The sequence below is a fragment of the Aporhodopirellula sallentina SM41 genome, assembly GCF_000346505.1.
Taxonomy (GTDB): domain Bacteria; phylum Planctomycetota; class Planctomycetia; order Pirellulales; family Pirellulaceae; genus Rhodopirellula; species Rhodopirellula sallentina.
In genome coordinates this window covers 1-15,359 of record NZ_ANOH01000065.1, presented here as the reverse complement: position 1 = coordinate 15,359, position 15,359 = coordinate 1, and the positions used below count along the sequence as shown (strand labels likewise).

Sequence of the window (15,359 nt, the reverse complement as noted above, 5' to 3'; positions counted from 1 at the left end):
TATGTCCCATCGTATCTGTTCTCGACCGGCTTCGACGTCTGCATCACGGCGTGGATTCTTGTATGGGCTTGGAGCCACGCTCGGATCGGTTGCCCTGACGGACATGCTCGCTGCTGAGTCGGCGACCGAGGCGCAGGCGATCCATGATGCCGCCGGTGGTCCGTTAAGTCCAAAGTCACCGATGCATCCGGCACGAGCCAAAGCCGTGATTATGTTGTTCATGGAAGGTGGCCCGGGACAGATGGACACGTTCGATCCCAAGCCAGAATTGACGCGGATTCACAAGACCGAATCGAAGCGGACGGGCGGGCAAGAGAAAGGTTTTAAGTTTTTCGTCGGCAGTCCGTTTGGATCCCGCAAAGTCGGCGAGGCGGGGCTGGATATGTGTAACCAATGGGTGCACCTGGCCGATCCGTGTGTCGCGGACGAGCTATGCAATTATCGGGGATTGCAGGCCGAATCTCTCAACCATCCCGAGGCCTTGTATCACATGAATACGGGGAGTCGTCTCGGAGGTGATCCTGCGCTGGGATCGTGGACGACGTATGGGCTAGGTACCGTGAATCAGAATCTGCCCGGCTATGTCGTGATGACGGAGTTGGCTCTTCCCCAAGGCGGATCGGGTAATTGGAGCAACGGATTCTTGCCGGCCTACTACCAGGGAACTCGTCTGCGTCCCGAGGGAACGCCTTTGTTGGATTTAGCGCCGCAGAGTTTCAAGAGTCGCGAGCATCAACGGCGAGCACTCGACGAGTTGGCTCGGCTCAATCAATCGCATCTCGAAACGATCGGGCGTGGTCGTGGGGATTTGGCGGCGCGGATGGAGAGTTACGAGTTGGCGTACCGGATGCAAAGTGAAGTCCCGGATGTCATTGATCTGCGGCGGGAGTCGCAGGGAACGTTGTCGATGTATGGGATGGACGATCCTGACACGGAGGTCTTCGGCCGGCAGTGTTTGATGGCGAGACGTTTGGTCGAGCAAGGAGTTCGGTTCGTCCAAATCTTCAGTGGTGGATGGGATAGTCACGATTATCTCGAGCGAGGGCATGCATCGCGGATCAAGAGCGTCGACAAACCGATGGCGGGCTTGATTCGAGACTTGAAGCAACGAGGGATGCTCGACGAGACGCTCGTAATTTGGACCGGTGAGTTTGGGCGTACTCCGGATAACAACAAACGTGGCGGCGTTTATTCGCTCGGGCGGGGGCATAACAACAACGCGATGACCATGTTGATGGCCGGCGGTGGCGTCAAACGTGGGGCGATCGTGGGAGCCACCGATGAGATCGGCGCCGCCGCGGTCGAGTGCGTGCATCCGATTCGTGACCTACACGTCACGCTGTTGCATTTGCTCGGGCTCGACGACAATAAATTGACCTACTTTCACGGTGGTCGCTACAAACAGTTGAGCCAATTCGGCGGCGAGGTGATCATCGAACTGTTGGCGTAACGACCTTTCGTATCGATTCGCGTGGGCTACGTGCGAAGTCAGGTCGTGCGTCAGTAGGCCGGTCAGAAGACGAAGACGAACTCGTTCCAGTTCAGAACACTGAGGGCGTAAAGAGTTTGAGCCCGCGTTGGCGAAACACCGTGTTGCGTGACAAGTTCGCCGATGAGGTTCGTGCCGTCATCGACTTCGGCGGCGGTAGCATCCCTGCCGAAGACCCTGTGAATGACCGCTCGCACGTAGGCCGCATTGGATTCCAATTGCGGTGTTGAGTTCGCCGGGTTGTGGTCTGTGTCACGATGTGAGTCGAAGTCCTGACGTGCCGCATCGGCGAGTTGGCTCGCACGTTTGTGGATGAAATCGCTGTTGAGCAGCGACATCGCTTGTCCTGGTTGTAAGGTCGCAAAACGGGCTTCGCAGGTCGTGTCCGGTTCAGGGAAGTCGAACGCCGAGAGCAGCGGAGTGAGCAGCGAGCGTTTGACGTGAATGTAGACGCTCCGGCGGTTCAGGTCCGATTCGCTGGCTTTTCCCCATCCTTTTCCGGGACGTGATTGGCCGGCGAGGACTTCGGGAGAAAGTTCTTCGTAGAAGCTCGGCCCGTATACTGTCGTGTTCAGTTTTCCAGTCACGGCCAGGATGGAATCACGGACCTCTTCGGCGGACAGACGTCGCGGATCAAAACGCCAAAACAAATCGTTGCCTGGATCGATCGAAGCGACGTCGCCGATTCGGCTGGTTTGTTCCGGGGGCAAGGTTGAGGCAGTGCGATACGTTTCGCTGGTCATGATGAAGCGATGCATCGCTTTGAGTTTCCAACCGTTTTGCATGAAAACCTGAGCCAGGTAGTCGAGCAACCGTGGATGAGTCGGCGGGGTGCCGAGTTGTCCAAAGTTATTGGCCGACCGAACGATGCCTCGGCCAAAGTGGTGTTGCCAAATTCGATTGACGATCACGCGGGAGGTCAATCGGTTGGATGGTTCGGTGATCCACTTCGCCAGTTCGAGGCGTCGATGTTGGTCATCGACCTTTGGCGGTGGCGCGTCGAAGATCGATGGGAAGTTCGGCTCGACGGCATCTGTCGGTGAATGCGGGTTGCCGCGATACATCACGAAGGTTTGTTCGACAGCGCGTTTGCGTGCCAATCCGAGCGTTTGTTCGCGAGGCGGTAGCTCCTCGCGACGCTTGGCGATTTGTTTGAGTTGCCGCCCGAGGTCTTCGTAGCGACCGCGTTGTTCGTCGGTAAGATGCTGGTTGAGTTTCTTCCGAAGGACTTGTTCGCGTTCTTTCGGTGGGCCTTCGGCTGCGCGTTGGTCGGTGGCCGACATTTGGACGATTGCGGCTTGTTCGATCTCGGTTCGCTCCGCAACGATCTTGGCTTCGTCCTCGTCGCACTGTTGGTAGCGTCTGATCAGTTCCGGCGGGCTGACATCGACTTGGTTGTTTGCTGTCATGTCGTGTCGTTTGGCATACGGCGTGACGTCCGCAAAGAACGCGAGCATGCTGTAGTAGTCCGTCGTCGGGATCGGGTCGATTTTATGATCGTGGCAACGGGCGCAGTTAATCGTCAGGGCCAAGAAGGCTTGGCTGGTTGTCGTGATCAGGTCATCGAGTTCATCGTATCGTGCTTGCAACGGATCGGCTGGCTCGTCGTCCCAGATTCCGAGTCGGTAGTATCCTGTCGCCGTGATCGTTTCGGTTGTCGTCTTGCTGAGAACATCACCGGCGAGTTGTTCCTGTACGAATTGGTCGTAGGGTTTGTCGTTGTTGAACGAACGGATGACATAGTCGCGGTATTTCCACGCGTTCGGTTTGGCGGCGTCGCGTTCGAACGAGTTCGTCTCGGCATAGCGAACGAGGTCGAGCCAGTGGCGTCCCCAACGTTCGCCGTAGTGATGCGAGTTGAGGAGACGGTCAACTAGTTTTTCGTAAGCGTTGGGATCGGTGCTGGCGACGAAGTCCGCGACCTGTTGCGGTGAAGGAGGCAGGCCGGTCAGGTCGTAGGTGACACGTCGAATCAAGGTTCGTTTGTCTGCCCTGGGGGCTTGTTTCAATCCGGACTTTTCGAGTCGTTGCCAAACGAAAGCATCGATGGGATGCACTGTCTCGTCGTCGGTCGCGTCTGGTGAGGTCTTTTGAAGGCTGTTTGGCGTTGAGCGGAGTTTGGTCGCGGATGTTCCGTTGGTACGAAGCGTGAGTTTGGGGGGACGCGGATGAGTCAGGGGCTCGAATGCCCAGTGCCGACTAAACGGTGCTCCTTCGCCGATCCACTCTTTCAGCGTGGCGATCTCCTCCGGTGAGAGAGGTTCGCCTTCGGGGGGCATCCGCTCGTATTCGTCGTCCGACTCGATTCGGGCGATCACGCCGCTCGCTTCGACGTCGCCCGGGACAATCGCGAAATCGCCTGAGTCGGCTTCAGCGAGTGCGAGGTCGGATTCGTGAAAGGCGACTCCGGATTCGGCTTGATCGGGGCCGTGGCATGAGAAGCATTTGCGGGCCAGGATCGGTTGGACATCGCGTGCGTAATCCACCTCGGCACGAACCGTCGATGGCGTCACCGACAGCACGCCGAGCAGCAACGCCGCCAGCCCCTTGGGAGCCCGGCACAGGGCGGACGGTCGGCCTCGTCGTCGAACATTTGAGGGCCTCGCAATTGAGAGCCTCGCAATTGATGGCCACGGTTTGGTAGGAAGACGGCGCGCGGAGGAGGGGCGAGGCAGCGACATGATTGAGACGGGAGGCGGGATGGGATGGGGCGGGGCACGTTTCAGGATAGACAGAGCGACCGATGCCGTTTTGCCGACTGAATTCCGTGAGTGTGCGGGATTTTGCGAATTCACGGGGGCAATCCGCAGTCGGGCCGCAAACCTGATGCAAAGTTCGTTGAAAATGCCGTGCAATAGGGATGGCAAATTCTCAGCTTTGGGTACAATATTTCGCTTGCGAATCGGGCCAGCGGGAGTCCCTGTGATCGGTCTGGTGAGCGCCCCTCGCGTGCGAAAATCCGCACAAGAGATACGTTCACGTCACCTGTTTTATCACATTGCTTCCCCAAAAACTGAGAGAAAAGCATGTCCCAAGTCGCTACAGAACGACTTCCCTACAAAGTCCGAGACATCTCGTTGGCCGAGTACGGCCGCAAAGAGATCCAGATCGCCGAAAACGAAATGCCGGGCCTGATGGCACTTCGCGAGAAGTACGGCGAATCCAAGCCGCTCAAGGGGGCCCGCATCGCCGGTTGCCTTCACATGACCATCCAAACGGCGGTCTTGATCGAGACCCTCGTCGAACTCGGTGCCGAGGTGACCTGGAGCAGCTGTAACATTTTCAGCACCCAAGATCACGCTGCCGCCGCAATCGCCAAAGCGGGCATTCCCGTTTTCGCGTGGAAAGGCATGAGCGACGAAGAGTTCGATTGGTGTATCGAGCAAACGCTGCAATTCCCATCGGGCGAACCGTTGAACATGATCCTGGATGATGGCGGTGACTTGACCGCGATGGTTCATGACAAGTTCCCTGAATTGCTCGGCGAAATCCGCGGCATCAGCGAAGAAACCACCGCTGGTATCCACCGCCTCGAAGTCCTCAACCGCACTGGCAACCTGAAGGTTCCTGCGATCAACGTGAACGACTCGGCCACGAAGAGCAAATTCGACAACCTGTATGGTTGCCGTGAATCGCTCGCCGATGGTGTCAAACGCGCCACCGACGTGATGCTGGCAGGGAAAGTTGCCGTTGTCTGCGGTTACGGTGACGTCGGCAAAGGGTGTGCTCACAGCCTGCAACGTTACGGTTGCCGCGTGATCGTTACCGAAATCGATCCGATCAACGCTCTGCAAGCTGCGATGGAAGGTTTCGAAGTGGTCACGATGGAAGAGGCGTGCAAAGAAGGTCGCCTGTTCGTCACAACGACCGGTAACAAAGACATCATCCTCGGTCGTCACATGGTCGAAATGGCCAACGATGCGATCCTGTGCAACATCGGTCACTTCGACACCGAAATCGATATCGCATGGTTGGAAGCACAAGTCGCCGACGGAAAAGTAACCAAGGACGAGATCAAGCCAGCCGACATCGGTGCTGTCGATCGTTACACGTTCAAGGACACCGGCCGCAGCATCATCATTCTCGCCAAGGGACGTTTGGTGAACCTGGGATGTGCAACCGGACACCCAAGCTTCGTGATGAGCACCTCGTTCACCAACCAAGTCCTTGCTCAACTCGAACTGTGGCAGAAGTCCAGCGAGTACGAGAACAAGGTTTACATGTTGCCGAAACGACTCGACGAAGAAGTCGCCCGTCTGCACCTTGGTAAGCTCGGTGTCAAACTCACCACGCTGACTCAAGAGCAGGCCGATTACCTCGGTGTTCCTGTCGAAGGTCCGTACAAACCTGAGCACTACCGCTACTAGGATGAAAGTCCTAGACGGTCAATGAATCGAGAAACCGGAGTCGTTTGACTCCGGTTTTTTTGTGTCGTGTGAGAACGGCCCTTCTCGCTGAGGCGTCGCTGCTGAAGCGGTCGCTAACCGCCGTGGTCACTCCTGGGGGGCATCGGCGATCGCTTCGGCAATTGCCGTCATCGATGCCGATTGAGCGATCGCGTCAACGCGATATCCGTGCGAACGTAGTGCATCGGCGGTGATCGAGCTGATGGCTGCGAATCGGCATTGGTTCAGCGAGTCGCCAAAGAGTCGGTGAAGGTTGTCGGCGGTCGCGCTGCTGGTCACGGTCACCCAATTGATTTCGCCTCGGCCGATCATTTCGGAGATCGCGGGGTCGGCGGTTTCGACGTCCACGTTTTGATAGGCGGCGATTTCGTGGACGTGAGCCCCGGCAGTTTGAAGGCCATCGGGCAGGACGCGACTGCCGCGGTTGGCTCGAACGATGAGGACGTGTTGGCCGGCGACACTGCCGCTGAGTTCTTCTACCAATCCATCGGCGTTCGCCTGTTGCGGCACGATGTCGGCTCGCAAGTGATACTCGGCCAGTTTGCTAGCGGTGGCGTTGCCGACCGCGGCGATGCGTGCACCCGCTAAGACGCGTAGGTCGAAGCCGCGCTCAAAGATGCGGTTGAGGAAAAACTCAGCCGCGTTGGTGCTTGAGAAAATGACTGTGGAGAAGGTGGACAATGCGTCGATTGCCGCATCGACTTCGCTCCAGTCGTTCGGTGGCTGGATATGGATGACACTGTGTCGGAAGACCGTCGCACCCATGTCTTCGAGCGGTCGGGCGAGTTCATCGGCTTGGCCTTCCGGGCGTGTGACGAGTACTCGTTGGCCATGCAGCGGTCGTCGACTGAACCATGCCATCGTTTCCGACAACCGGGTGACCTCGCCGACGATGGTGATCACCGGCGGACGAAACTTGCTTGCCGGGGTGAGGTGCCCGGCGACTTCGTCGAGGCGGCAGGAAATTTGTTGTTGGTCGGGCAGGCTGCAGCGACGAATGATTGCGCAAGGGGTGTCGGGGGACTTACCGTTGTCCAACAACGCCCGCGTCCAGGCTTCCGCGGTGGTCACTCCCATGTAGATCACCAACGTCCCGGGAAACGCTGCGAGTGCTTTCCAGTTCAACGCGGATTCGGGTTTGCCTGGTTCCTCGTGACCGGTGACGAGAGCGACTGCCGATGCGATCCCGCGATGGGTGATGGGGATTCCGGCGTAAGATCCTGCGGCGAGGGCGGCGGTGATTCCGGGGACGATTTCGAACGGAATTTTCGCGTCAACGAGTGCATCAACCTCCTCGCTGGTGCGGGCGAACACCGCTGGGTCGCCGCCTTTGAGACGCACAACGGTCCTGCCCGCCTGAGCATGGCGGAGCGTTTCGGCGATGATCTCGGGTTGTTTCCAGATCCGAGATTGGCCGTGTTTGCCGACGCAAATATGTTCAGCCTGGGGCGCGTGCGCGAGCATTTCCGCATTGGATAGGCCGTCATAGAGGACGACGTCACACCGGCTGAGCCACGAATGTCCACGAAGGGTGAGCAATTCCGGGTTGCCAGGACCAGCCCCCACGAGGGCGACGATCCCCGTTTTTCGGCTCGAGTCGTTGTTTTCCGGATGCGGTCCGGACGGAGGTGTTGGGGATTCTGAAGGTTGGTTCACGGAGGAACGGTTCACACGGAGGAAGGAAAGTATGGCGGTTGAGTGCTGATTGAGGGGGAAACCGACGATTTTTATACAGGTTTTCCGGTGCCAGGAACGATTGGTGGACCGCTGCCGTCGCAAAACGATTATGGAACTTTATCATGAGTCTGGACAGTAACCGACCCGATTGTCATACTACGCCGCTTCCCATTTAGCTCGTGAGCGGACGATCGCTCCGAAATTCCAAATTTTAGTCCCCATCGGGGTGGCACCCGCCGCCGCCAATCCAATGCCAAATACCCAGAGCGCCAAAAAACGACTCCGCCAAAACGAAGTTCGCCGTCTTCGAAACCGTGGCGTCCGCAGCAACATGCGGTCGGCCGTTCGCCGTGTCCGCGAAGCGGTTGCCGCAGGTGATCAGGATGCCGCACAAAGTGCGTTCCGTTTGGCGTGCAAAAAATTGGATCAGGCTGCTGCACGTGGAGTGATCCACCGCAACGCCGCCAGTCGCACCAAGAGCCGTCTCAACGCGGCGATGAAAAAGGCTAGCCAAGCCGCCTAGGACCTTTCCGAGAATGCATCAGCCGGTCGGATTTCGTCGCAGTTGGTGCGGGAAAGCCCGGGCAATCGCCTGCCGACTGATTCAATCGCAAGGTTTTCGGATCGGTTCTTAGTTGGGATCGCCTTGCTGACCTGAGAATTTTCCTGGTGGCTGCGGGCGATGTGTGAATCATCGCTCCAAAATGCTGCCCCCGGGTCTTCTTTCAATTCTCCGCTCCTCCCATGACATCACTTCCCCCCGGTAGCGTTGCAGTCATCCTGCCTGCTGCGGGCAGTGGGAGTCGATTCGGCGAAGAGGAAAATAAACTCTTCGCCTCCCTGGGAAACCGATCGCTGTGGATGCACGCGGTCGAGATTTTTCTGCGACGTACCGAAGTGGGGATGATCGTCCTCGCCGTCTCGGATCGCGATCGAGAACGTTTTGAGCGAGAGATCCGCGAGCTTTCCGGTTCGGATCGTATCCGCGTGGTTTTGGGTGGCGACGAACGCAGCGATACGGTTGCCGCAGCTCTGGATGAAATTGATCGTGAATCCGCGAATACGATCGAGTGGGTCGCAGTTCATGATGCGGCCAGGCCGCTCGTGCGAGACACCGACCTCGACGATGTCTTTGATGCCGCTCGGCAGACAAACGCGGCTATCTTAGCGACCCCGGTTACGGGCACACTCAAACGCGAACCGGCGGGCAACCGCGAGGACGGGGCTCGTACCGGCGATGCCGGGTTAGGCCACGGAACAACGTTTGACCGACGGGGGATGTGGGTCGCGCAGACCCCGCAGGTCTTTCAGTTGAGTCTGATCCGAGGAGCCTACGATCGGCATCGTGGACGGCGGGCAACCGACGACGCCGAGTTGGTTGAACGTATGGGGCACCCTGTCGCCTTGGTTCCCGGCGCGGCCGATAATTTGAAAATCACCTACCCGGCAGATTTACTCCTGGCGGAGGCTCTCTTGAGCGAGCGGATGAAGAATCCGAACTGTTGCTGAATCCAAACGATGATCCTTTTTGACAACCGAGCATAAAGTCACACACATGTCCCAGTCGCCATCCACCAACGCCACACCTCCCGCCATCGTCGACCTACTCGGGGAACTCCGGTGGCGTGGATTGTTGAACCAAACCACTGACGAAGAAGGTCTCGAGAAACTGCTCTCGTCAGGCATGCAGACGATCTACATCGGCTTCGATCCCACGGCGACGAGCTTGCATGTTGGTGGAATGATGCAGTTGATGATGTTGCGTCGTTTCCAACGTGCCGGTCACCGTCCGATCGCATTGGTCGGCGGAGCGACCGGAATGATTGGCGACCCCAGCGGCAAGAGCGAAGAACGCAATCTCTTGTCGGCCGAGCAATTGCAGAAGAACGTGGACGGCGTCGCCGCCCAGATGCGACGGTTCCTCAGTTTCGACGGCGAAGACGGATTCGAAGGTGAGAATGGTGCGCTGCTGCTAAATAACTTCGACTGGATGAAAGGCTATTCCTACTTGGAATTCCTCCGCGATGTCGGCAAGAACTTTCCCGTCGGAACCATGATGGGCAAAGAGTCGGTGCGAAGTCGTTTGAACAGCGAGGCCGGGCTCAGTTACACCGAGTTCAGCTACATGTTGCTGCAGGCGTACGACTTTGTGCATCTGTCGCGCGAGCACGGGTGTCGGATTCAAGGCGGAGGTAGCGATCAGTGGGGGAACATTACCGCGGGTATCGATCTCGGTCGGCGGATGACTGGCGAACAACTATTCGGGTTGACGGCACCGTTGCTGACGACGAGCGATGGGCGAAAGATGGGCAAAACGGAAAACGGCGCCGTTTGGCTCGACCCCGAGCGGACCAGCCCCTACGCGTTCTACCAATACTGGGTCAATGTTGCGGATGATGACGTGATGCGTTGCATCGCACAGTTGACAGAGATCGAAAAAGATGAGTACGACGAACTCGCCGAACGTACTGAAAAATCTCCTGGCGAACGTGCCGCGCAAAAACGTCTAGCACAGTGGATTACTACGTTGGTGCATGGCGAGGAGGGTGTCGAGTCGGCTCAGCGTGCGACCCAAATTCTCTTCGGAGGAGAACTCGGCAACACCACCGATTCGCAACTGCGTGAGATATTCGCCGATGTGCCGAGTTGCAACATCACCCAGGATCAGATTGACGGAGACGGCCTCTGGATCGTCGAGGCACTGCAACTGGTCAAATTGTGTTCGAGCGGCGGAGAGGCCCGGCGTAGCGTCAAGGAAAATAGCATCTACCTGAACAACAACCGGGTCACCGACGAGCAGAAGCGTATCACGGCTTCGGATTTCGATGGCCGATCGGTCGTTGTCCTGCGGCGTGGGAAGCGCAAATATGCCCTGCTAAAACTCGTCGCAGGCACTGCCAACTGAGTCTTCACCCGAGACCTCTCGTGGTAAGATGGTGGGACGTTTCAATTCGAAACGGCAGCCCACTATGTCTTGGTGAAATTGATGCGAACGCAACTTGAAGAAACGCTCGACCAACTCCGAAAGCAACTCGCCGAGGTCGATAGCCTCGATTCGGAACAGAAAGAAAAATTGCAGGAGGCGGTCACCGAAATTCAGCAAAGTTTGGATCAGTCCGAAGTGAGTTCTCACTCACTGGCTGAACGTCTGTCCGAGGCGACTGCTCAATTTCAGGAGTCGCATCCATCGCTGACCAACAGTGTCGGGCGAATCGCTGACATGTTGTCGCAGATGGGGATTTAGCTCCGTCCATCGTTCTCGCCGGTTTGCATCTCGTGTTCGTGAGTCGCCGTGATGCAACCTGCGGCGAGTGCCTGCGCGACATCGTCGTTGGCGTGTCTCGCACCCTCTTCAATTCCTGCCCTAGGTTCCCACCTCACCTCTCTCCAATGAGATCCTTCCCATGAAAAATGTATGTGCGCCTTTTCTTTCGCTGTTCGGGTTCTTGATAGGCTTCTACGCAGCGTCTGTGTCGGCAGAGGATTGGCGACAGTGGCGAGGTGACGGTCGTGCCAACCGGTCCTCCGAAACGGGACTGTTCGATACGTGGGGCGAGGATGGTCCTCCGCTCGTTTGGACGGCCGAGGGTCTTGGGTCTGGGTATGCCAGTGTGAGTGTCGCCGACGGAGTGATCTACACGACCGGCGATTTTGAAGACAATCAAGCCGCAGTTGCGATCAGTGAGGAAAGCGGCGAAGTCCTGTGGACGCAGCCGATCACGGATCAGCAACCCAAGCACGGTTACGAAGGCAGTCGCACCACTCCGACCGTCGATGGCGATCGTCTCTACATGGTCAGTAGTGACGGCAAAATCGTCTGCCTCAATCGGGACGATGGTGGGACGGTATGGGCTCGCGATTTCAAAGATTGGGGCGGGAAAATGATGAGCGGGTGGGGGTTCAGTGAGTCGCCGCTCGTCGATGGAGACCGTGTTGTCTGCACTCCCGGAGGTCCGGACGCCATGGTCGTCGCGCTGAACAAGGAAACCGGAGAACAGACCTGGGCGGCCAAGTTCCCGGCCGCCGATGATGAGGCGTTGAAGAAAGGGGCCGGTTATTCCTCACCCATCATCAGCAACGGTGGCGGGGTCAAGCAATACATTCAATTGGTCGGCCAAGGGTTGTTCGGAATTCGTGCCAGTGATGGAACGGTGCTGTGGAAGTATGAACGCGTTGCCAACCGAACCGCGAATATCCCCACGGCGATTGTGGATGGAGATTTCGTTTTTGCTAGCTCCGGCTACAACACGGGTTCGGCGTTATTGAAGCTGTCGCCTGACTCGAAAGGTGGTGTCCACGCGGAAGAGATTTACTGGCTCGGTGCACGCGAACTGCAAAACAAACACGGCGGCATCACGCTGGTCGATGGCTATCTGTATTGCGGGCACGGCAACGGAAACGGTCTACCGATCTGCGTCGAGGCCAAAACGGGAGAGGTCGCGTGGGGGCCGGAGCGGGCAAAAGGAAGAGGCGAAACGAGTCTAGTCTATGCGGACGGGCATCTCGTGATGCGTCGTGAAGACGGGACCGTGATGTTAGTGGTCGCGACACCCGAAGATTTAGAAATCTTGCACACCTTCAAGCCGGATTATCAGAAAGGCAAGTCATGGGCGCACCCCGTGATCGCCAACGGCAACTTGTACTTGCGTGAACAAGACAAGTTGATGTGCTACCGGCTACGGTAACCGGCGGACTCACGCGAGAGACTCGATCGTTGATGTGTGTCGCGCGTCGATGCAATGCTTTCTGACGGACGGCTGTTACTCGGCGAGCAGCGTTGCGATCGATTCTCGCATTTGCTGTTCGCCTGGGGTTCCCTGCCAGTTCATTTCACCTTGCCACCACCGGCGGACGTAGCCTTTCTTGTCGATCAGATAAGTGGTTGGCCACATCGTGTTCGCCCATGCATTCCAATTATTCGAGTCACCATCGAACAGTACTGGGAACTCGAAACCGTCCTCCACCATTGCCGAACGGACTTTGTTGATATCGTGTTCTGCCGACGTTTCGGGGCGTTGAATACCAACGACGACTAAACCATCGTCTGCCATGTCAGTGTGCCAGGCTTTGTAATGCGGAAAGTTGCGTTGGCAGTTAATGCACTGAAACGCGTAGAAGAAGACCGCGACGACTTTGCCCCGGAGTTCGGGCATTTCTACTTTCTCGTCGCTGATCCAATCACTGCCTTCGGTGATAAAATCGGGCGCTCTCGGGTAGGTGCGTTTGACCTGTGAAAAGTCAAAGGTGGCACCAACAAGCGGGCCGATCTTGGACTGTTGATCTTCAGTCAGGATTTCGATTAACCCTTGTCGTTCGTTGCGCTGCTCGGTTGCCATTTCACGTGCCGCCTGTTGAGCGTCAATCTTTTTGTCTTTCAGATCTTTCTGGATCGAAGCGATTTCCGCGTCGGTTTCCTCGAATAAAACTTTGAGGCGAGTCAGTTGATCGGGCGTGATCGCGAGTTCCGATGAAACGTCGGCACGCAAGACCATTCGTGTCCCGTGAGCTTGGCGTTCGAGTTCCGTGAGTCGTCGAAACTGATCTTGGTCGAGGAGGCTCTCGAGACGACTGCGGAGTTGTTTGCTGAGCGATCGAATTTCTGATTGTTGCTGTTGTGGTGGTTTGATTCGGCTCGTCCACCACCGAGGGTCTACCTCCGCGATCGCCTGTTCGACTCGCTCGACGTCTGATTTATCGAGATGTAGCTCTTGATGAACCGCATCGTCACGGATCATCTGCAGAAGGAACGGTTGGCTATCTTGAGCCGCGGTATCGGCTGCGGTTTCCGCCCCCATCGAAACGGACGGGCTGTATGTTCCGATCGTCAGGTAGACCAGTCCGGCGGCGAACACGCTGGCAAATCGAAAGGGATAAGATACGGACGTCCGATATCGATCACGCATGGGATGCAGCTCCCGAAGAAGAGGCAAGGGAAGAAGATTGAAAAGACGAGACAACTAGAAATGTCGTTTGAAATAAAAAGACCGCACAAAAACTACGGCATTCGGTTTGCTGTTATGCTCACAGCCTGATTGTTGTGAGAGCTTGTAGATCACCTAGCCAAGTACACATCAGTCGTTCGGTGTTCTCCGCGGGGGATAGCGAACAGACGGGGCGAATGTCCGCCGGCAGTTTCATCGATTGATGCTTCCGGACAGGTTTTATGAAGCAGATTAAATCAAAAGCTACGGATAGAGATACTGATGACTGACCTTTGGATTGCCATCGCCGTGATGTCCGTGATTTCAATCGCGTGTGGGATCTTTGCAGGCGGGTTCGCGTATGCAAACAAAGGACAGTTGACGACATTGTATCTGAGCGCCGCGGTGGTCGGGATGATTTACTTCCTGATCTATGCGTCGGGCCAGCTTTTCTGGGCTCGATGGATCCCTTCATCTGCGGCCATTATCTATTCAAATTTCGCAGCGATCTTCGCCGCGCTGGCGGCAGGCTGGGCTCTGCGTTTGCCCAAAATCCCGTTATGGCGACGCTCTGTCCTGTCCGTTTTTCTCGGGCTCTGCTCGTTTGCTGCGATCTTGTGGCCACTGTTGTCGATCGCTGTTCGTCCTCCACCCTCGGGGGCGTTGGTGGTAGAGGGAACTGTTGTTGAACAGACGTCGTGGGCGACATGCAGTCCTGCTGCCGCAGCAACACTGTTGCGAGCCGTCGGTGTTGAAACGACCGAAGCAGAGATGATACCGCTTTGTTTGACTGATAAGAGCGGCACGCCTACTCTCGGGCTCTACCGCGGGGTGAAGCTGAAAGCTGAGGAAAACGGATTTCGCGTGAACGTTATCGATGACACGCTCGACGAGTTGATGGCATCAAACGATTGGCCGGTGTTGCTCGCGGTTGGTTTGCCGTATGGAGTCGAGGATCGTCGGTATGCCGAGCAGTGGGGGTGGATTCCCGGGATGGGGCACAGTGTTGTTGCGATCGAGAGGCTACCCGATGGCGGTGGGATTCTTATCGCAGATCCTTCCATCGGATTGGAGCGATGGAGTCGTTCTGACATGGAAGTCCTGTGGAGGGGAGTTGGTATGCGGTTGGAAGGGGGCGATAAAAACGCCTTTGAAGAGATGGGTGAATAATAAGTGGTGGAATCAATGAAATCTTGTGCTGTAACAACACAAAGGACTAGATTTCACCAATCGCAGTCGTGATATTGCGAAGTCATATTGATATGACATCAACCTATCTCGGAACTGAATGATGCAGTGTGAGCACGGGACCCCGGTCTATTTTCCTAGCGTCGATGAGCTACGGATGCCCGTGATTACCGAGACGCATATCGAGAAGGTCGCGTTGGTTCTATCGGCGATCAATCCGAGTGTTCTGAGCGAGCCGACGACGGGGCCTCGAACGCTGTATCAAGTCAACCAAAGCCCGTCGGTGGTTCGAGTTGACTCGGGGGATGAGCTCCGATGTGACCACCAATATCTATTGGCGCCCCTTTTTGACGGAACCGATGCGTCGTTCGATCGTCTTTGGGCAAAAGCAAAACGTGTCGAGGGAGCGAGTGGTACGAGTGTGCTGCTCGATTTGGTGAAACGGTTGCGGGACTGGGAGATCGATGAGGAAGGAGAATGCCTGAAACGGTCCAAGCAGAAACAGGTCGCTGCCGAGATGTTTCCGTACGCTTCTCGTCTCCAGTACTATTTCTTTCACTCGGCTGTCCAACGCATCGATCGAGAACTCAAAGTTCGCAGATTGGCGGAAGAGGAGCGGCCGTTTCTCGGCGGACTACTCAAGCGATTTTTCGAGACTCCTGCCGTTGAGCATGGGAT

General features: G+C 56.8%; 12 protein-coding genes. 9 read left to right on the top strand and 3 right to left on the bottom strand.

From position 1 onward, the window contains the following. Position 1: 1 nt before the first annotated feature. Positions 2 to 1,450 carry a DUF1501 domain-containing protein gene (locus RSSM_RS03395; protein ID WP_044300879.1) on the top strand — a complete coding sequence of 483 codons (1,449 nt, stop codon included), beginning with the start codon at positions 2 to 4 and terminating at the stop codon, positions 1,448 to 1,450. A 62-nt stretch (positions 1,451 to 1,512) separates the two neighbouring features. On the opposite strand, the gene RSSM_RS03390 is transcribed toward RSSM_RS03395, so the two are convergent. Beyond that, positions 1,513 to 4,023, bottom strand: a complete 2,511-nt coding sequence (locus RSSM_RS03390) for a PSD1 and planctomycete cytochrome C domain-containing protein (RefSeq protein ID WP_008674506.1) — start codon at positions 4,021 to 4,023, stop codon at positions 1,513 to 1,515. 492 nt (positions 4,024 to 4,515) lie between these two features. Here RSSM_RS03390 and ahcY point away from each other — a divergent pair, with 492 nt between their 5' ends. Further along, positions 4,516 to 5,856, top strand: coding sequence for an adenosylhomocysteinase (gene ahcY / locus RSSM_RS03385; RefSeq protein WP_008674504.1), 1,341 nt, complete (start codon positions 4,516 to 4,518; stop codon positions 5,854 to 5,856). Between the two features lie 126 nt (positions 5,857 to 5,982). Here ahcY and cobA read toward each other — a convergent pair whose 3' ends face one another. After that, positions 5,983 to 7,551, bottom strand: coding sequence for a uroporphyrinogen-III C-methyltransferase (gene cobA, locus RSSM_RS03380; protein ID WP_008674502.1), 1,569 nt, complete (start codon positions 7,549 to 7,551; stop codon positions 5,983 to 5,985). Between the two features lie 271 nt (positions 7,552 to 7,822). Between cobA and rpsT the strand changes: the two genes are divergently transcribed. The 5 genes from rpsT (at position 7,823) to RSSM_RS03355 (ending at position 12,257) form a co-directional block, all read left to right on the top strand. Next, positions 7,823 to 8,095, top strand: a complete 273-nt coding sequence (rpsT, locus tag RSSM_RS03375) for a 30S ribosomal protein S20 (RefSeq protein ID WP_044300889.1) — start codon at positions 7,823 to 7,825, stop codon at positions 8,093 to 8,095. 221 nt (positions 8,096 to 8,316) lie between these two features. Continuing rightward, complete coding sequence (gene ispD / locus RSSM_RS03370; RefSeq protein WP_008674497.1) at positions 8,317 to 9,081, top strand: 2-C-methyl-D-erythritol 4-phosphate cytidylyltransferase; 765 nt, start codon at positions 8,317 to 8,319, stop codon at positions 9,079 to 9,081. A 46-nt stretch (positions 9,082 to 9,127) separates the two neighbouring features. Then, a complete protein-coding gene (gene tyrS, locus RSSM_RS03365) occupies positions 9,128 to 10,477 on the top strand; it encodes a tyrosine--tRNA ligase (protein WP_008674495.1) in 1,350 nt (449 codons plus the stop codon). A gap of 81 nt (positions 10,478 to 10,558) precedes the next feature. After that, complete coding sequence (locus RSSM_RS03360; RefSeq protein WP_044300888.1) at positions 10,559 to 10,816, top strand: DUF4404 family protein; 258 nt, start codon at positions 10,559 to 10,561, stop codon at positions 10,814 to 10,816. A 160-nt stretch (positions 10,817 to 10,976) separates the two neighbouring features. Continuing rightward, on the top strand, positions 10,977 to 12,257 hold the full coding sequence (locus RSSM_RS03355) for a PQQ-binding-like beta-propeller repeat protein (RefSeq protein ID WP_081613674.1): 1,281 nt from the start codon (positions 10,977 to 10,979) through the stop codon (positions 12,255 to 12,257). A gap of 75 nt (positions 12,258 to 12,332) precedes the next feature. Here the strand turns inward: RSSM_RS03355 and RSSM_RS03350 are convergent, their stop codons facing one another. After that, a complete protein-coding gene (locus tag RSSM_RS03350) occupies positions 12,333 to 13,475 on the bottom strand; it encodes a redoxin domain-containing protein (protein ID WP_063709006.1) in 1,143 nt (380 codons plus the stop codon). 300 nt (positions 13,476 to 13,775) lie between these two features. Between RSSM_RS03350 and RSSM_RS03345 the strand changes: the two genes are divergently transcribed. Both RSSM_RS03345 and RSSM_RS03340 read left to right on the top strand, forming a co-directional pair. Further along, a complete protein-coding gene (locus RSSM_RS03345; protein WP_008674490.1) occupies positions 13,776 to 14,663 on the top strand; it encodes a cysteine peptidase family C39 domain-containing protein in 888 nt (295 codons plus the stop codon). Positions 14,664 to 14,838: 175 nt separating this feature from the next. Beyond that, positions 14,839 to 15,359 (top strand): hypothetical protein (locus tag RSSM_RS03340; RefSeq protein ID WP_044300878.1); only part of this gene is annotated, 521 nt, incomplete at its 3' end.